General features: G+C 44.9%; 14 protein-coding genes. 8 read left to right on the top strand and 6 right to left on the bottom strand.

The features are described 5' to 3' along the window. Positions 1–76 precede the first annotated feature (76 nt). Entirely contained in the window at positions 77–1,996 is a 1,920-nt protein-coding gene (locus ACUHGC_RS03090) for a bifunctional 5-dehydro-2-deoxygluconokinase/5-dehydro-2-deoxyphosphogluconate aldolase (RefSeq protein ID WP_446834214.1), read from the bottom strand. 314 nt (positions 1,997–2,310) lie between these two features. On the opposite strand from ACUHGC_RS03090, the gene iolD reads away from it, so the two are divergent. From iolD to ACUHGC_RS03050, 8 genes are all read left to right on the top strand, one after another. Then, the gene (iolD, locus tag ACUHGC_RS03085; protein WP_446834213.1) at positions 2,311–4,251 is read left to right on the top strand and encodes a 3D-(3,5/4)-trihydroxycyclohexane-1,2-dione acylhydrolase (decyclizing); all 1,941 of its coding nucleotides are present in this window, start codon (positions 2,311–2,313) and stop codon (positions 4,249–4,251) included. Positions 4,252–4,303: 52 nt separating this feature from the next. After that, positions 4,304–5,200: a myo-inosose-2 dehydratase gene (iolE, locus tag ACUHGC_RS03080; RefSeq protein ID WP_446834212.1), complete on the top strand. Its 897-nt coding sequence runs from the start codon at positions 4,304–4,306 to the stop codon at positions 5,198–5,200. Between the two features lies 1 nt (position 5,201). Further along, positions 5,202–6,215: an inositol 2-dehydrogenase gene (gene iolG, locus ACUHGC_RS03075; protein WP_446834211.1), complete on the top strand. Its 1,014-nt coding sequence runs from the start codon at positions 5,202–5,204 to the stop codon at positions 6,213–6,215. 75 nt (positions 6,216–6,290) lie between these two features. Next, a complete protein-coding gene (locus ACUHGC_RS03070; RefSeq protein ID WP_446834210.1) occupies positions 6,291–7,091 on the top strand; it encodes an AraC family transcriptional regulator in 801 nt (266 codons plus the stop codon). Between the two features lie 231 nt (positions 7,092–7,322). Further along, entirely contained in the window at positions 7,323–8,228 is a 906-nt protein-coding gene (locus ACUHGC_RS03065) for a TIM barrel protein (protein ID WP_446834209.1), read from the top strand. 11 nt (positions 8,229–8,239) lie between these two features. After that, positions 8,240–9,403 (top strand): Gfo/Idh/MocA family protein, encoded by a 1,164-nt coding sequence (locus ACUHGC_RS03060; RefSeq protein WP_446834208.1) that lies wholly within the window; start codon positions 8,240–8,242, stop codon positions 9,401–9,403. 54 nt (positions 9,404–9,457) lie between these two features. Beyond that, complete coding sequence (locus ACUHGC_RS03055; RefSeq protein ID WP_446834207.1) at positions 9,458–10,345, top strand: sugar phosphate isomerase/epimerase family protein; 888 nt, start codon at positions 9,458–9,460, stop codon at positions 10,343–10,345. Positions 10,346–10,395: 50 nt separating this feature from the next. After that, positions 10,396–11,319 carry a substrate-binding domain-containing protein gene (locus tag ACUHGC_RS03050; protein ID WP_446834206.1) on the top strand — a complete coding sequence of 308 codons (924 nt, stop codon included), beginning with the start codon at positions 10,396–10,398 and terminating at the stop codon, positions 11,317–11,319. Positions 11,320–11,744: 425 nt separating this feature from the next. Here the strand turns inward: ACUHGC_RS03050 and ACUHGC_RS03045 are convergent, their stop codons facing one another. The 5 genes from ACUHGC_RS03045 to ACUHGC_RS03025 all read right to left on the bottom strand — a co-directional run bounded on the left by ACUHGC_RS03045 (position 11,745) and on the right by ACUHGC_RS03025 (position 18,319). After that, positions 11,745–12,773, bottom strand: a complete 1,029-nt coding sequence (locus tag ACUHGC_RS03045) for an ABC transporter permease (RefSeq protein ID WP_446834205.1) — start codon at positions 12,771–12,773, stop codon at positions 11,745–11,747. A gap of 27 nt (positions 12,774–12,800) precedes the next feature. Continuing rightward, positions 12,801–14,339: a sugar ABC transporter ATP-binding protein gene (locus tag ACUHGC_RS03040; protein ID WP_446834204.1), complete on the bottom strand. Its 1,539-nt coding sequence runs from the start codon at positions 14,337–14,339 to the stop codon at positions 12,801–12,803. A 60-nt stretch (positions 14,340–14,399) separates the two neighbouring features. Beyond that, positions 14,400–15,329, bottom strand: a complete 930-nt coding sequence (locus ACUHGC_RS03035) for a substrate-binding domain-containing protein (protein WP_446834203.1) — start codon at positions 15,327–15,329, stop codon at positions 14,400–14,402. Positions 15,330–15,593: 264 nt separating this feature from the next. Continuing rightward, on the bottom strand, positions 15,594–16,730 hold the full coding sequence (locus tag ACUHGC_RS03030; RefSeq protein ID WP_446834202.1) for a Gfo/Idh/MocA family protein: 1,137 nt from the start codon (positions 16,728–16,730) through the stop codon (positions 15,594–15,596). Between the two features lie 74 nt (positions 16,731–16,804). Further along, positions 16,805–18,319 (bottom strand): CoA-acylating methylmalonate-semialdehyde dehydrogenase, encoded by a 1,515-nt coding sequence (locus ACUHGC_RS03025; protein WP_446834201.1) that lies wholly within the window; start codon positions 18,317–18,319, stop codon positions 16,805–16,807. Positions 18,320–18,534: the final 215 nt, after the last annotated feature.

The raw sequence follows: 18,534 nt of genomic DNA, 5'->3' as shown, positions 1-18,534 counted from the left end.
AGCCTGCATCAAAAATAAAGACACCTTAAATCCCAGCATTTAAGGTGTCTTCGCGCATCAGCCGTTTAGCCGAGTATCAAGTGCGGTATTTTTTCCATAACCGGATCAAACGTTGATAGCGTGCCGACACCGCTTCAATCAATTGTTGATCGTCCAGTTTGCCCGCTAACCACGCTGCCGACGGTTCGCCGAAAATGGTACGCCCGACAGCAAAGCCTTTCACTAGCGGCGCACTGGCAGCGGCTTTGAACGTCTCGTCAAACACCGACTCCGGTGCATCTAATCCTAAAATCAGAATGCCGCGACAATGTTTATCATTTTGCTCGATCAATTGGCTCAACTTCGCCCACCCTTCGGCGCTCATGCCCGGCAATTTCCACCAATCCGGTTTAATGCCTAGTGAATAGAGGTGCTCGATTATTTGGTGATAATAGTTCTCTTGTTTCTCCATATCCAGTGGCAGGATAATTTCCAGCAATAACTCATGTCCGGTACGGCAACAGGCTTGGTAAACTTCCAACAGTTTTTGATCCTGTTGCGCTTTAAGTTCGGCGCTGTCGTGCGGGTGGTAGAATGCCAAACATTTCACCACGTGTTCTTTTGGCCAAGAAATCAGCTGGCTGCCTAAATCACCATGCTCCAAGGCTAACGGACGAGATGACGGCTGCTCAATCGGACGCCCAATCCACCAGTTTTTACCGGTGATTGCGTTCAGCGCATCTTGCCCGTAAGTCGTATCCGCCAGAATGCCCGATTGCCCGTTATTCACCTGTTCCGCCAGTGCAGTTTGTTCCGCCGCTTGCAACAGTAAAGTTTTTAATTTCGGAATTTGTTTTACGTCAGCACCGCACTTGCTTGCCATTTCTTCCAGCTGTTTACGGTGATCAAAGGCAAAAATACACAAATTATTCCATGCCTGCTTGCGGGTGGTAACACGGTGTAAGTGGTTCAATCCACTATCCAAATCCGGACGCGGCACGGATTCGGCACGCAACAAATAATTATCCAACTCTTGTTTGGTCGGCATCGCCGGTGCACAGCCGTGGCGAGAAACCACTAGCGCGCCGCAAGCATTTGCATAACGACACGCCTGTTCCCAGCCTTCGTTGTTGATATAGCCGCGTAGCAATCCTGACATAAAGGCATCACCGGCGCCCAGCACATTCAGCACCGCAACCCGCACACCATACACATTCAAGCCGCCGTCCAAATCATCCGGAATCTCGCCTTCAAACACCGAGCAGCCTAATGCCCCGCGTTTACAAACCAACGTTGCTTGGCTGCATTTACGCACATTTTTAAGTGCGGTTAAGGTATCGGTCGAGCCACCGGCAATATGAAACTCTTCTTCCGTGCCGACTAACACATCAAAATGGTGCAGCACTTCTTGCAACGATTCGGTTACCGTTTGCGAATCAATATAGCGGGTTTCACCATCGCCCAATGAGGTTAAGCCCCAAAGTACCGGACGATAATCAATATCCAGCAGACGTTTCACGCCATTGCGTCCGGCATATTCAAGTGCGGTCAGCACCGCTTGGCGGGTTTTCGGATGTGAAAGATGCGTGCCGGTGATCGCCAGCGCTTTTGCCGAAGCGATATATTCTTCGTTGAAATCATCGGCACTGATTGCCATATCGGCACAATTATCACGATAGAAAATCAAAGGGAAAGTCTCGGTATCTTTAATGCCCAAGATCACCAGTGCGGTCAACCGCTCTTTGTCAGTGATTAAATGGCTGGTATCCACGCCGACGCTTTGTAGCTCTTCACGCAAAAAACGCCCCATATGCTCATCACCGACGCGCGCAAGCATTGATGATTTCAGCCCCTGAATCGCGGTGCCGTATGCCACATTACCGGAAGAACCGCCGAGGTATTTAGCAAAACTGGTGGCATCTTCCAAGCGCGAACCGATTTGCTGACCATAAAGATCAACCGCAATCCGTCCCAGACAAATCAAATCTAAAGGCTTCGAAACTGAAGGTTCTAACATAAGGCTCTCCTGTTGGCATTTTGCTCATGTATATGATGAATTTCATTTTAATCAAAATAAAACATTTAATACACTATATTTTAGAATAAATATTTCATTTTGCTATTATATACCTTCTTTTTTGCGATCTTGATCCCAAAAATTTTTTTACTATCCACCAAATGAGTTTCCAAAAAATTCATGTTTTGTGCTTTTTTTGATAAAGAAATTGATCTCGCTCGCAAAAATGAAATTTACATTCCATTTTATATTTAATTGAAATTTATTTTGAGTAGAATAGCGGCAGTTTCCAAATCAAATGGGCAGGAGAAAATATGAAAACACAAAGATTAACAGTCGCACAAGCGCTGGTGAAATTCTTGGATAATCAATATGTTGAATTCGACGGCAAAGTCATCAAGTTCGTTAAAGGGGTCTTTGGTATTTTCGGGCATGGTAACGTACTCGGTTTGGGGCAAGCGTTAGAACAAGACAGTGGGCAGCTGATTGTGCACCAAGGCCGCAACGAACAAGGCATGGCACACGCGGCAATGGGCTTTGCCAAACAAAAAGCGCGCAAACAAATTTATGCCTGCACCTCGTCCGTCGGCCCCGGTGCCGCCAATATGATCACCGCCGCCGCCACTGCAACGGCAAATCGGATCCCGCTATTATTACTGCCGGGCGATGTGTTTGCCACTCGTCAACCTGATCCGGTATTACAACAAATTGAACAAAGCTACAATTTAAGCATCAGCACCAATGATGCGTTTAAAGCAGTCAGTAAATATTGGGATCGAGTCAGCCGCCCGGAGCAGTTGATGACTGCTTGCATTAATGCCATGCGAGTCTTGACCGATCCGGCGGAAACCGGCGCGGTGACCATTGCCCTGCCGCAAGACGTTCAGGGCGAAGCCTATGACTTCCCGGATTATTTCCTGCAAAAACGCATTCACCGCATTGAACACAGCTTGCCGACCGAGCCGATGTTGCAACAAGCGGTTGAGTTGATTAAAACCAAGAAAAAACCATTAATCATTTGCGGCGGCGGCGTGCGCTATTCCGAAGCAGCCGCCGAACTGAAAGCCTTTGCTGAAGCCTACGGCATTCCGTTTGCCGAAACGCAAGCGGGCAAAAGTGCGGTGGTGTCCGATCATCCGCTGAATGTCGGCGGCGTTGGCGAAACCGGTTGCTTATCGGCAAACCTGTTGGCAAAAGAGGCGGATTTAGTAATTGGGGTCGGCACGCGCTACACCGACTTCACCACCTCTTCAAAATGGATTTTCCAACATCCGGATGTTGAATTTTTAAACATCAACGTCGCGCGTTTTGACGCCTATAAACTCGACGGCGTACAAGTCACTGCCGATGCCAAAGCGGCGTTACAACAACTGCAAACCAAACTGGCAGAAAGCGGCTACCAAGCGGCATGGGGCGATCAAATCGCAAACGCCAAACAACAATTTGCAAACGAGCTGAATCGGGTTTATGGCATCACCTACACCGGCAAAGATTTCGTACCTGAAGTCAATGACCGTTTAGATACCAACAGCGTTTATCAAGAATTTCAACACCTCACCGGCTCTTGTTTAACCCAAAGCCAAGTCTTAGGCATTTTAAACCGCACTTTGGGTGCGAATGACATTATCGTTGCCGCCGCCGGCAGTTTGCCGGGCGATTTACAACGCACCTGGCAAAGCAAAGGGGAAAACACCTATCACCTGGAATACGGCTATTCCTGCATGGGCTACGAAGTCAATGCCGCTCTAGGGGTAAAAATCGCCGAACCAGAAAAAGAGGTGTACGCTTTCTTAGGCGATGGTTCTTACCTGATGCTGCATTCCGAGTTAATCACCTCAATTCAGGAACACAAAAAAATCAATATTATCCTGCTCGACAATATGACCAACGGCTGTATCAACAACCTGCAAATCGGACACGGCATGGATAGCTTCTGCACCGAATTCCGCTTTAGAAATCCGGAAAGCAACAAATTGGATGCCGGCTTTATTCCGGTGGATTTTGCGATGAATGCCGCTTCTTATGGCTGTAAAACCTATAAAGTCAGAACGGCGGATGAACTGCAAACCGCACTTGAAGATGCTAAACAACAGAAAGTGTCCACTCTGATCGACATTAAAGTGTTGCCGAAGACCATGATGCACGGCTACGGCAGCTGGTGGCACGTGGGTGTTGCGGAAGTCTCGGAAAAAGAGCGGGTGCGAGAAGCCTTTAAAAACGCCGAGGTCCAAATTCATCGGGCACGTCGTTATTAATCGATTTACATAGCAATAGAATTTCAAATTAACCCTTTTCAAGGAGAAAAACATGAAGGCAGAAAATGTGAAGTTGGGGATCGCCCCGATCGGTTGGACCAATGATGATTTACCCGAGTTGGGTGCTGAAAACACCTTTGAGCAGTGCGTCAGCGAAATGGCGCTTGCGGGGTATCAAGGCTGCGAAGTCGGCAATAAATACCCGCGCGATGTGGCGGTATTAAAGCATAAGCTGGACGTGCGCGGCATTCAAATTTGTAACGCGTGGTTCAGCACCTTTTTTGTGGACGGTAAAAAAGAACAAACGATTAACGATTTTATCGAACACATGAACTTCCTACACGCCATGGGCGCGAAAGTGATCGGCTGTTCCGAACAAAGCCGCAGTATTCAAGGGCAGAAAAAAGCCATTTTCAAAGAGAAAACCGTGTTTACCGATGCCGAATGGCAATTGTTAGCCGAAGGCTATAACGAACTAGCAAAACTGGCGGCGGAAAAAGGCATGAAAGTCTGCCTGCACCACCACATGGGCACCGGCATTCAAACTCCGGAAGAAGTGGATCGTTATATGGCAGTCACTAATGATGATGTTTATTTATTGTTCGATTCAGGTCACCTTTACTATTCCGAAGGATCACAGCAAGCGATGTTGGATGTATTGGAAAAATACATCGACCGCATCGTTCACGTTCACCTAAAAGACGTACGTGATGACGTGGTGGCAGAAGTGAAAGCCAACGATTTGAGCTTCCTCGAAGGCGTGAAAAAAGGCACTTTCACTGTACCAGGCGATGGGGTTATCGACTTCAAACCGATTTTCGATATTTTAGAAAAACACAATTATCAAGGCTGGATGGTGGTGGAAGCCGAACAAGATCCGGCGTTGGCAAACCCATTCGAATATGCGCTGAAAGGCCGCAAATACATTAAAGACGTAGCAGGAGTTTAATATGATTAAAGTAGGTATTATCGGCGCAGGCCGTATCGGACGTGTTCATTCAGAAAGCATCAGCAAATACGTCAAAGGCGCGGAAATCAAAGCGATTTCTGATATTAAAGTGACCGACGAGCTACAACAATGGGCAAAATCCATGGGCATTCCGAATGTCTATGACGATTACAAACAGATTCTGCAAGATCCAGAAATTGATGCGGTGTTAGTTTGTTCCTCCACCAATACGCACGCCCCAATTTCAATCGAAGCGGCGCAAGCCGGTAAGCACATCTTTTGTGAAAAACCGATTGATGCCGATGTCGGCAGAATCAAACAAGTATTAACCGAAGTGGAAAAAGCCGGCGTGAAATTCCAAGTCGGTTTCAACCGTCGTTTCGATCATAACTTCAAAGCGATTAAAGATCGGGTGGTGGCTGGCGACATTGGTGAGCCGCATATCATTAAAGTGACCTCACGCGACCCCGACGCGCCACCAATCGAGTATGTAAAAGTCTCCGGCGGTATGTTCTTCGACATGACCATTCACGATTTCGACATGATTCGCTACCTGTCAGGCAGCAACGTCACCGAAGTTTTCGCCGTTGGCAGCGTATTGGTGAACCCTGAAATCGGCAAAGCCGGCGATATTGATACTGCGGTGATTACCTTAAAACTGGAAAACGGCGCAATCGGTGTGATCGACAACAGCCGCAAAGCGGTTTACGGCTATGATCAACGCGCAGAAGTGTTCGGCTCAAAAGGTGCGATTCAAATCAGCAATGACACCGGTTCAAGTGCGGTTTTCTCCGGTGAACACGGTGTGGTGGCGGAAAAACCAAAATATTTCTTCCTAGAACGCTATATGCAATCTTTCGCCGATGAAATCTCTTGCTTTGTCGACTCGGTGGTTAACAACAAACCAACCGTAGTCAACGGTGATGACGGTTTACAGCCGGTGCTTATCGCACTTGCGGCGAAGAAATCGATGGAAGAGGGGCGGCCGGTTAAGATCAGTGAAGTGAATCAATAACTCAATTTCACAGACAATATATAAAGGCATGATTTTCATGCCTTTATATATCTATTCTACTAAAAGGAATCCGCCATGCTACAGTATTTTGTGAAAGAAAATAAATGTTCGGTTTTCGAAAACGGTACGCTACCGCAATTACTTTACTTGTGTAATACCGAAACGATGCAAGAATATTTCCCTCGCTTAATGCACAAGCATGAAGATCGGGTAGAAATCGTTTTTATTGTGAAAGGTAAGGGTAGCCACCTAATCGGAAATGAAAAATACCAAACCCAAGCTGGGGATATCTTAATCTTTAACCAAGGTGTATTGCACGATGAAGTGGCAGAAATCGGATCCGATATGACCGTTTATTGTTGTGGTATTAACCGCTTAAAAATAAAAGGTAAAAGACAAAATTGTCTGTTGGATTTAGAGTATCCAGCGGTGTTACAAGCCGGTAAATACACCAAACAAATCAATACGTTGCTGGATATTATGGATGCGCAAATCAAATACAATCCAGATACCTCTAGTGAAACTTGCCGCTACTTACTGGCATCCTTGATTACCATTATTTTGCAACTTCCACAAAAAAACACGAAAAAGCAAAATAATACACTGGTGTTGATTCATCAAGTCAAACAATACATCGACAGCCACTATTGGGAAGCCATAACCCTGTCATCTGTTGCTGAACAATTTAACATTAATCCCTATTATTTATCCCATTTATTCAAACGTAATACTGGATTTTCATTGATTCAATACACCTTACGCCGCAGAATTGGGGAGGCACAATCATTACTGATCAATACAAGCTATAGCGTAACACAAATTTCCACCTTAGTTGGCTATGACAATATCAACTACTTCAGTACTATTTTTTACTAAAATGACAGGAATTTCACCGAGTGCGTACCGCACTTACTGGATTGGAAAAAAGAAATAAATTCCTGAACGCAAGATAGTGAAGATTGCCTGTGGAAAATGTGATTTCATTAACGAAATTTTAACCTTTTTCTTTCATAAAAAAGCAAGATGTTAAACGCCTCTATTTGAAATCATTCATATACTTGCTCCATGACTTAATTGAATAGGAGTAACGTATATGAGCATCCATATTTGTACCGCCCCTTGTTGTTGGGGGTTGACGATCCTAAAAATCCTTACTTGCACAAATGGACTTCAGTGTTGGAAGAGGCCGCGCAAGCTGGTTATCAGGGGATTGAGCTAGGCCCTTACGGATATTTACCGATTGATATTGAACGCGTGTCCACTGAGCTCAAAAAACAAGGATTATTTATTGTTGCCGGCACGATTTTTGATGATTTAGTTTCCGATGACAATCAAGCAAAACTGAAACAGCAAGTTCATGATATCTGCAGCTTAATTACCCGTCTTCCGCAACAACCATCTCAGCCATACCAAAAGTTCCCGACACCTTATTTAGTAATTATTGATTGGGGACACGATGAACGTGATTATGCCGCAGGACACCCTGACAAAGCCCCAAGATTAGCGCAAGCAGAATGGGACAAAATGATCTCGCATATTAAAAATCTAGCTGCCATTGCGAAAGGCTACGGCGTAAGAGCGGTTATTCACCCTCATGCAGGCGGATATATTGAATTTGCAGATGAACTTGAAAAAGTGGTTCAAGACATTCCGTATGAACAAGCAGGTTTATGTTTAGATACTGGGCATCTCTATTATTCTAAAATGGATCCATTAACATTGCTGAATCAATATTGGGATCACATTGACTACCTACATTTCAAAGATATTAATATTGATGTTTATCATCAAGTTATGAATGAAAGAATTCGCTTTTTCGCTGCGTGTGGTAAGGGGGTGATGTGTCGCATCGGAGAGGGCGTTATTGATTATCCTGCCATTTATCGCTTCTTACATGATAAACAGTATCGAGGCTACATTACCGTGGAGCAAGAACGGGATCCACGCAATGCCGCCTCAAGCCTAGATGACGTAAAAATTAGTCGTGATTACCTACACAGTATTGGATTTTAAAGGAGAGAAACATGATTTACGGAGAAAAACGGGTCGAAAGACCAATACGTTGGGCAATGGTTGGTGGTGGCAAAGGAAGTCAAATTGGTTACATCCATCGTTCAGCTGCATTACGCGACTTTTGCTTTGAATTAGTTGCTGGCGCATTCGATTTAGATTTTACAAGAGGAAAAGCATTTGCTGAGCAACTACATATTAATCCTGAACGCTGCTATCCAGACTACAAAACACTATTTACTCAAGAGGCAAACCGCCCTGACGGTATTGAAGCGGTATCAATCGCCACACCGAATGGGACGCACTACGAAATTTGCAAAGCCGCCTTAGAAGCAAACTTGCACGTTATTTGTGAAAAACCACTCTGCTTTAGCATAGCGGAAGCAGAGGAATTGGCTGCACTAGCAAAACAGAAACAGCGTATTGTCGGTGTCACTTACGGTTATTCTGGGCATCAAGTTTTAGAGGAAGGTCGGCGTTTGATTGCCGATGACGTACTCGGTGAAATTCGAATTGTTAAAATGGAATTTGCCCATGGCTTCCATAATGTTGCCGTCGAAAAAGATACGGAGAGCACAAAGTGGCGGGTCGATCCAAAAATGGCTGGACCTAGTTATGTATTAGGCGATTTAGGCACTCATCCGCTATTTATTTCCGAAGTATTATTACCACACTTGAAAATTAAGCGTCTGTTGTGCTCCAGACAAAGTTTTGTTACAAGTCGTGCGCCATTAGAAGATAACGCCTTGACATTAATGCAATATAACACTGGTGCTGTTGGTAGTGTCTGGTCAAGCTGTGTGAATGCTGGCTCAATGCACGGGCAACGTATTCGAATTATTGGTGAAAAAGCCAGTATTGAATGGTGGGACGAACAACCTAATCAATTGCGCCTGGAAATACAAGGTGAACCCGTACGTATTTTAGAGCGTGGCATGGGTTATTTACATGATAGTGCCCTACTAGAAGATCGTATCGGTGGCGGACACCCTGAAGGACTATTTGAGGCTTGGTCGAATTTATACGCCCGTTTTGCTGAAGCCATCGTTGCTAAAGATAATGGGTTGCCATTTGATTTTTGGTATCCAGATATTAATGCTGGTGTCGAGGGTGTACGCTGGGTTGAAAATTGCGTCAAATCCGCTGATGCAGGCGCAATTTGGGTGGACTACCGGTAAATAGCCAAGTATCTATATTTTGAATCATTCCGCAACACACAAAGAGGTAATCTTATGAAAATTGCATTTGACGTTGATGTGCTCGCTAAACAAATGAGCATCTCCGATATGGTTCACCAAGTAGCAGACTGGGGGTATAAATATATCGAACAATCTCCACATCCACGGATTAATCCGTTTTATAAACACCCACTATTCTCAAAAGAGTGTGAGCAAGAATACCGTACCGCACTTCAACGCACCGGAGTAGAGATTTCATCGTTTATCGTTGTTTACCGTTGGTCAGGTCCAACGGAAGAGCAACGAAGTCACGCAGTGGCTAACTGGAAGCGCATGATTGAAATTGCTGACAGCATGGACGTACGGGTGATTAATACCGAATTATCGGGAGATCCGCACCAACCAGAAATCTGTAACGGTATGTTATTTCGCTCTTTGGACGAATTATTACCATTATTTGAAAAATATGGTATCCGTTGTGAAATTCAATCGCACCCCTATGATTTTTGTGAGTTGAATAATGAAACCGTCGACATAGTAAAATCTTATCGTTCAGATCATCTGAAATATGTATATTCGAGCCCGCACGGATTTTTCTATGATAAAGGTAAAGGCGATGTGCGCGCTATGCTGGATTATGCAGGTGAAGATCTGTCCCATATCTTATTTGCCGATACCCATAATCACACCATAGATTGTCGCTATATCATGAATCCTCCAGGTTGTTGCTCAACCATTCATCAACATTTGCCATTAGGCGAAGGTGAGGTTGATTTTGGCGGCATCTTTGAAAGCTTGAGAAAAATGAAATTTTCAGACCGCACTTTTGCTGTCGGTGGCGAATCAATTGCTTGTGTATCTATGTTCGGTTTTCCTGAAAAAATGGCCGTAGAAGCACCTAGAGCCAGAGAGCGAATTGAAAAGGAATTACTTGGAAAATAACGGTTTTAAACTAGATAACCTTTACTAATCACATATTGAGGATCATCATTATGAAAAAACTGGTGTTATTACTAGGGGCAACACTCGCCTTAAATGCAGCGGCAAAAGATGAATTTGTGACATTCAGCTCGCCAAGTTTATACAGCCCTTTCCAAATCAAAATGAGCCAGGCAGCAACGGAAGCGGGTAAACAATTGAATTTGAAAATGCAAGTCCTAGACGGACAGGACAGTTCAACTAAACAGGTTTCCGATGTAGATAATGCCGTTACTCGAGGCGCAAAAGCCATTTTAATTGCCCCCAATGATGTCAATGCCATCGCGGCAGCAGTTGAAGATGCGCTAGATACTGGTGTCATTGTCGCTACGGTAGATAGAAAAGTCAGTAGCTCAAGAAACATACCGCACTTTGGTGCCAATAATTATCTAGGTGGACAAAAAATTGCACAAGAAGTAAAAGCAAAATTTCCGAATGGTGCAAATATTATCTTGCTCACCGGGCAACCAGGGTCAACATCAAATATTGAGCGCACAAAAGGCATTCGGGATGAGTTGAAATCATACGGTGACACTTATAATATTTTGGTAGATCAAACTGGTAACTGGCTACGTTCAGAAGGATTACGAATCATTGAAAGTGTGCTACCTACGTTAAAACAAAAACCGGATGTGATTTTATCAGCAAATGATGATATGGCGATGGGGGCGATTGAAGCACTACGCGCTTTGGGTTATAAGGCTGGTGAAATTACGGTAACTGGCTTTGATGCGGGTCCAGAAGCGCTATCAAGAATACAAGACGATTGGCTGTATGTGACCGCAGATCAACGTCCAAGCTATGCTGTTAGCACCGCGCTGAGCCAAATTGCCGCTAAATTGCGAAATGGAACCGAAATCGAAGGATTGGACTTCGCACCGATGATTATCAAGAAAGAAAATGTTACCGAAGCAGAGAGAATAGTCGAGTTGAAGTAGCTCTTTTAGTTAATCACGGAAAAAAGCCATTTGTAATTATCAAATGGCTTTTGCGTTCAAATCTCTTTCTTCCTTATCTTGTATATACCATCCTCTTCAGGGATATATCTTACTCAACTGTAGCAAGAACCTTACCGCTTATTGACTGCCATGTTACTCTTTATAGCAGCGGTTTCAATTAACAATCCACTCCCACCCTAGTATTCATTACGTTATCTATAATACATTTTCCAGCAAGAAACCCTGCATATCTAAAATTTCAGCGTGTTTCTAACACGAGGTCATTGAATTGCACATAATACTCTTGGTTTGCTCTTCAACATATCATGAAAAAATACGTAATTGAAATAACAACTATAAAAAAACAGAAGACCAATTCTGATCTTCTGTTTTTGGACTCTTACACGTTCTAAACTAAACTAAAATCACACCGCCCCTCTTCTGCTCTTCGCATAAGTATCAAACGATACCGCAAGGATAATAATCGCACCCATGATAATTTGTTGGTAGTAGGCGGAAACATCCATCAAGACCAAGCCGTTAATCAACACGCCCATAATAATCGAGCCGAAGATAGTACCGGTAATCCGGCCGTAACCTCCCATAAGAGAAGTACCGCCGATAACGACTGAGGCAATAACCCGCAATTCAAAAGCTACACCGGCAACGGATTCTGCGCTACCTAAGCGGGCGCTGAGGATAAAGCCAGCCAAACCTGCTAATGCGCCGATCACGACATACACACTGACTAAAGTGCGGTTGATATTCACCCCTGCCAAACGCGCCGCTTCCGGATTGCCGCCGACAGCATAAACATAACGTCCCCAACGGGTTTTATGCAATGCGATATAACCGAGAATCGCAACGATAGCAAAAATCACTACCGGCACCGGAATACCTAGCAGATCGCCACGCCCCCACCAGCGATAGCCTTGGTCAAAACCCGCGATCGGTGCACCATCATTAATCACTAATGTTAATCCACGCCAAATGGTCATGCCACCTAAGGTAACGATAAACGGTGGGATTTTCAGTTTAGTCACGCCCAAGCCGTGTAACCAGCCGATAAAGGTTCCCATTGCTAAGCAGATCCCTAAGCCGATTAACCAACTCATGCCGCCCCATGCGCCGGGTTCAACTGTTACAGTGTTGTCGCCTTTAATCACATACGCAGCGAAAATCGCACACACGGCTAGAATCGAGCCGACCGATAGATCGATACCCGCGGTCAAAATCACAAAGGTCATACCGACCGCCATAATCCCGAAAATAGAGACTTCGGTCAGGATATTGAAGATATTGCGTTCGGATAAAAACGCACTATTCTGGAATTGGAAAAAGATAACCAAAAAGACTAGAAATACCAACACTCCAAAACGTTCAAAAAAAGCTATCGGATCTTTTTTGCCGTTTTCATCCACAATTCCTAAATTTTTTAGCATATTCTCAAACATAATCATTTCCTTATCTTACAAGGCTGCTTAATTCCGGTTTACACCGATCGCCATCATTGACATCAATTTTTCTTCTGTTGCATCATCGCCATGGATTTCGCCAGTGACTTTACCTTCCGACAATGTGATAATCCGATCCGAAATCGCCATAATTTCCGGCAAATCGGATGAAATTACCAAAACGGCAACCCCTTTTTTCGCCATGTCAAACAACACCTGATGCACCTCGGATTTAGCCCCGACATCAATGCCGCGGGTCGGCTCATCAACAATTAATACTTTCGGTTGCAAAGACATACAACGGGCAAGAATAATTTTTTGTTGATTCCCGCCGGACAATTTACGCGCCTCAAGGGAAGCGCTCGCCATTTTAATCCGCAACGCCTGACGATAGGCTTCGATCAAATCGGTTTCACGGTTTTCATTCACAAACCATTTCATGCTGAGCAGATTTTTTAAATTCGATAAGGTCATATTGGTTCTAATCGGCAGCCCCAATACCAAGCCCTCTTTTTTACGATCTTCCGGCACTAATGCAATCCCTTTTTCTAACGCTTCTAATGGTGAGGTTGCGTGATAAGGCTCGCCATTTAATTTGACTTCACCGGATTTATACTCGTCCGCCCCGAAAAGACAGCGCGCAATTTCGGTTCTACCTGCGCCGACTAGCCCTGCAATACCCAGCACCTCGCCTTGATGAATGTCAAAGCTGACATCATGCAACGCGATGCCATGCGGATCCATTTTCGGTTTCTCTTTTCTTAAATGGCGAACCGAGAGTACAACAGGTTTGTCGGTATGGTGGGTTTCACTAGGTGGGCGACGACTAAAAATGACATTGCGTCCAACCATCATTCGGATGATTTCATCTACATTGGTTTCAGCAACATTACCTTGACCGGTATATTTCCCGTCTTGGAAAACGGTGAAACGATCACATAATGCAAAGACCTCGTTTAAGCGGTGGGTAACATAAATAATGCTGACACCGCGGCCCTTTAAGTCTCTCACAATCTGATGCAAGGTTTCGACTTCTTTATCGCTCAATGCGGCAGAGGGCTCATCCATAATGATCAACTTGGCATTGAGGGTCAACGCGCGTGCGATTTCTACCATTTGCTGTTTCGCAACACTTAAAGACGCCACTTGTGCATTCGGGGAAATATTGAGCTTCAGATTATCCAACACCATTTTGGCTTCTTGCTCTAAGTTTTTGCGATCAACAAAAAGGCCATTTTTTAACGGTTCTCTCCCCAGAAAGAAATTTTCTGCCACTGTCATGTTCGGCAATAGGTTAAATTCCTGGTAAATGGTGACGATACCCTGCAATTGTCTAGCGTGTGGCGTATCATTAATATCCAACGGTTTGCCGTTAAAAATAATCTCGCCGCTGGTTTGCGGCTGTGCGCCGGACAAGGCTTTCAGCAATGTTGATTTTCCCGCACCGTTCTCGCCCAACAGGGCATGAACTTCACCTGCCGCGACTTCGAGCTGCACCCCGTTCAACGCCATCACACCGGAAAAACTTTTGCTCAGATTCTGGACTTTTAATAAAGGGACTGACATATAAACCTCACAGATTCGGTCTTTATATCGCGATATAAAGACCGAAAATTTAGCTGCTAATTATTTTACTTCTCCGATTCGTTCAGCATCATTCAAATTGCTTTGAGTAATAATTGTCGGTGCAAAGTCTAGTCCCTGAACCTCACCTTCACCACGCGCTTTGGAAACGACTTGTTCAAGTGCGGTTTTGACCGCATAACTCGGGCGTTGATCAGCAGTTGCATACAACCAGCCGTCTTTAATCCGCGATAGCGCTTCCGGGCCTGCATCAAATCCGGTCACCAGAATATCACCGGCTTTATAGCCCAGTCCGGTTAAGGCTTCAATTGCGCCTAATGCCATATCATCATTTGCTGATAAAATCACATCCGGTTTTTGTTTCAGTGTCGGCAGCACACTCTCAATGATCCGTAACCCTTCGGAACGTAACCAGTTACCGGTTTGGTCAACCACGATGTTGTATTTGGCGTCTTTTAGCCCTTCACGAATCCCGTTCATCCGTTCAATATTCGAGCTGGAGCCCGGCTGACCGCTTAACAGGATAATATTCGCGCCATCCGGAAATTTACCTTTGACCACATTGGCAATCTCTTGCCCGCCGGTATAGTTATTTGCGCCGAAATGTGCGATCGGCTCACTGCTTTGTACTTTGCGATCTAAAGTTGCCGCCGGAATTTTTTCAGCAATAATTTCTTCAACCGCTGCGGCAATCGCATTCACATCATTTGGTGCGATAATAATGCCTTTTGCGCCTTTGGTAATTGCATTCTCAAGGTCAGCTGCTTGTTTAGTTGAGCTGCTTTGACCGTCCAAAACTTGCAAATTAAATTGCAGTTCTTTCGCGGTATTGATTGCGACTTTGGACATCTGGACTTCAAAAGGACTGGATAAATTCGGTAGGCTAAAAACAACCAATTCGTCTTTCGCATAAACGCTGAAAGCCAATGTGCTAGCCAAGAAGGAAAGAGCCAATTTACTGCATTTTTTCATATATTCACCTCATGATATTGAATGATTCGAAAAAACATCAATCATAGATACGTCATGTTTATTTATCGAATAATTAAGACGTGTAATGTGACTTATTTAATACCGAACAAAAAATCAAGATATTAAAAATATGAAATGTTTAATTCATTTCATGTCGATGAGAATAGCACGCAATGCAACTCTGTCAATTAAGATTGGAAATTATGTTTCATTTCTGTTAAGCAGATCATAAAAATGATCTGCTTTATTTCATTTTTAGCTCGATTAATCCATTTCGCTGACATCAACCCAGCGTTTTATTTCGGCAGATTTCGCGATCGCTTCCAGAATCCGAGAAACATAATAGCCTTCGGCAAAATCCGGCCACATCGGTCTATTTTCAGTCAGTCCCATAATCAAATCGCGGATTTCAACGGTTTTTTGATCGTTAAAGCCAATTCCGTGACCGGCACTGACACAAAACGGTTTGTAATCCGGATGTAAGGGCCCGGTCAAAATCGTTTTAAATCCCTGGCGAGCCAGATCGTCATCATGCAGGTACAATTTCAATTCCGCCATCCGCTCTTGAGTATAACTAAGAGTGCCTTTGGTGCCGGTGACAACATACGTCAACCCCATTTTTCGACCGCTAGCAATTCTTGAGGTTTCGATCGTTCCCATTGTGCCGTCAGCAAATCGCAATAGCGCACTGGCTTGATCTTCGTTTTCCACCTCAACCAATTTAGTGTTATCTTGCGGATCCGGGCGTTGTTTAATCACCGTTTGCAGATCACCGCTGACACTAACAACCTTTTCACCGAGCAGATATTGCGCCATATTAACAATGTGCGCGCCAATATCGCCCAATGCACCCAAACCCGCTTTTGCACGGTAACAATGCCAATCGATCGGCGTATTCGGGCTGGCAAGATAATCCTCATTATGTGTACCGTAGAAATGAATCACTTCACCGATTTCGCCGTTAGCAATGATTTCCCTTGCCAGTTGGCTGGTCGGGTTTTTCATATAATTAAAGCCAACTAACGTTTTCACGCCCGCCTTCTCAGCAGCATCATACATCTGTTTGGCTTCAAGTGCGGTTAAGGCTAGCGGCTTCTCCGAGTAAACGTGTTTGCCGTGTTTAATCGCTTCCAACGCAATCTCTTTATGCAAAAAATTAGGCGTGCAAATATCCACGACGTCGACATTCGGATCACTGACCACTTCGCGCCAATCGCCGGTTGAACGTTTGAAACCGAATTCATGTGCTTTTTGTGCCGCAAGCTCGGGGGTAATCTCTGCCAAATATTCCAGCTCTAGCTTGCCTTGTAAATTAAAGACTGCCGGCGCTTGCGCATAAGCAATTGCATGACAGCGCCCGATATAACCGGTACCGATTAGTCCGACTCTCACTTTTTCCATTGCATCCCCCTTTTTTCTTTTCACTCAAAAATGGGCGGATATTTAATCCGCCCATGCTCGTTGTATCGCTGAAATTATAATGTTGGCATACTGAATGCTGCGCCTTGTTCGCGCACATTATGGTTAGGCCAACGGCTGGTAATGGTTTTCATGCGGGTATAGAAGCGCACCCCATCCGGACCATACGCATTTAACGGACCAAAAATGGAGGCTTTCCAACCACCGAAGCAATGGAACGCCATCGGCACCGGAATCGGCACGTTAATGCCCACCATGCCCGCTTGCACATCTTGGCTGTACTGTCTGGCGGCATCGCCGTCACTGGTGAAAATCGCACTGCCGTTGCCATATTGGTGATCATTAATCAATTTAATCGCCGAAGCATAATCTTTTGCCCGCACCACACACAGTACCGGCCCGAAGATTTCTTCTTGGTAAATGCTCATCTCAGTGGTTACATGATCAAATAAGGTTCCGCCGATGAAATAGCCGTTTTCATGCCCCGCTACTTTATAGTTACGACCATCAACCACCAAGGTCGCACCAGCCGCTTCACCTTGATCAACATAACCGGACACTTTTTCCAAATGTACTTTGGAAATTAACGGCCCCATATCATTTTCTTTTTGTCCTTCCGGCAACACACCCGGGCCGATACGCAACGCTTCGACTTTTGGTTTCAGGCTGTTTACAATCGCATCCGCCACTTTGTCATCGGTAGTCACCGCAACCGACAACGCCATACAACGCTCGCCCGCCGCACCAAATGCCGCGCCCAGTAAGGCATTTGCGGTCATTTCGATATCCGCATCCGGCATGATCAACGCATGGTTTTTCGCGCCGCCGAGGGCTTGCACGCGTTTGCCGTGAGCCGAACCGGTTTCATAAATATACTGTGCAATCGGAGTTGAGCCGACAAAGCTCACCGCTTGAATACGCGGATCACGCAACAACACGTCCACTGCTTCCTTGTCGCCTTGCACCACGTTAAACACCCCGTCAGGCAAGCCCGCTTGTTTTAACAACTCCGCTAAGCGAATCGACAGCGACGGATCTTTCTCCGACGGTTTCAAAATAAAGGTGTTACCGCAAGCCAAAGCAATCGGGAACATCCACATCGGCACCATTGCCGGGAAATTGAACGGCGTTATACCTGCGACCACACCCAACGGCTGCATAACCGAATGCGTATCGATGCCGCGTCCGACATTGGCTGAAAACTCCCCTTTCAGCAAGTGCGGTATGCCGGTCGCAAATTCCACCACTTCCAAACCGCGAGTCAATTCACCGATAGAATCCGAATAAATTTTGCCGTGCTCGTTGGTGATTAATTTTGCCAGCTCATCAAAATTCGCTTCCAATAACTCTTTAAATTTGAACAATACGCGTGCGCGACGCAATGGTGATTGCTGCGACCAATCCGGATAAGCTGCTTGCGCCGCTGCAATTGCCGCTTCTACTTCGCTGGCAGTGCTCAGTTTGACTTGCTTGGTTTGCTCGCCGGTAGCCGGATTGAAAACAGGCGCTAAATGGGAACTTTGGCTTTCAACGGTTTCTCCGTTGATAAAATTTGGAATAAACTGGCTCATACTTCTCCTCGACGAAAAAATTAACTGATGACAATAAGTGCAAATTTCCATTACACGATACTCTTACGAAACAGTTTTTTCAACCGAAAATCGAAAAAATGAAATTTTTATTTCATTTTTTGTGATCTAAGTAGAATCTTAAGAAAGATCCCGTTCAGCAAAATGCGGTTGTCCTTTATACTGATTATATCTAACGTGCCAACAATAAAATGAGG

It is taken from the genome of Testudinibacter sp. P27/CKL/0425 (genome assembly GCF_052931395.1).
The sequence above is the reverse complement of the archived record's forward strand: the minus strand, read 5'-3'. Positions and strand labels throughout refer to the sequence as shown.

Excerpts from the sequence above, each read along its gene's own strand:
- ACUHGC_RS03090 (WP_446834214.1), bottom strand. The coding sequence starts at position 1,996 with ATGTTAGAACCTTCAGTTTCGAAGCCTTTAGATTTGATTTGTCTGGGA.
- iolD (WP_446834213.1), top strand. The coding sequence starts at position 2,311 with ATGAAAACACAAAGATTAACAGTCGCACAAGCGCTGGTGAAATTCTTG.
- iolE (WP_446834212.1), top strand. The coding sequence starts at position 4,304 with ATGAAGGCAGAAAATGTGAAGTTGGGGATCGCCCCGATCGGTTGGACC.
- iolG (WP_446834211.1), top strand. The coding sequence starts at position 5,202 with ATGATTAAAGTAGGTATTATCGGCGCAGGCCGTATCGGACGTGTTCAT.
- ACUHGC_RS03070 (WP_446834210.1), top strand. The coding sequence starts at position 6,291 with ATGCTACAGTATTTTGTGAAAGAAAATAAATGTTCGGTTTTCGAAAAC.
- ACUHGC_RS03060 (WP_446834208.1), top strand. The coding sequence starts at position 8,240 with ATGATTTACGGAGAAAAACGGGTCGAAAGACCAATACGTTGGGCAATG.
- ACUHGC_RS03055 (WP_446834207.1), top strand. The coding sequence starts at position 9,458 with ATGAAAATTGCATTTGACGTTGATGTGCTCGCTAAACAAATGAGCATC.
- ACUHGC_RS03050 (WP_446834206.1), top strand. The coding sequence starts at position 10,396 with ATGAAAAAACTGGTGTTATTACTAGGGGCAACACTCGCCTTAAATGCA.
- ACUHGC_RS03045 (WP_446834205.1), bottom strand. The coding sequence starts at position 12,773 with ATGTTTGAGAATATGCTAAAAAATTTAGGAATTGTGGATGAAAACGGC.
- ACUHGC_RS03040 (WP_446834204.1), bottom strand. The coding sequence starts at position 14,339 with ATGTCAGTCCCTTTATTAAAAGTCCAGAATCTGAGCAAAAGTTTTTCC.
- ACUHGC_RS03035 (WP_446834203.1), bottom strand. The coding sequence starts at position 15,329 with ATGAAAAAATGCAGTAAATTGGCTCTTTCCTTCTTGGCTAGCACATTG.
- ACUHGC_RS03030 (WP_446834202.1), bottom strand. The coding sequence starts at position 16,730 with ATGGAAAAAGTGAGAGTCGGACTAATCGGTACCGGTTATATCGGGCGC.
- ACUHGC_RS03025 (WP_446834201.1), bottom strand. The coding sequence starts at position 18,319 with ATGAGCCAGTTTATTCCAAATTTTATCAACGGAGAAACCGTTGAAAGC.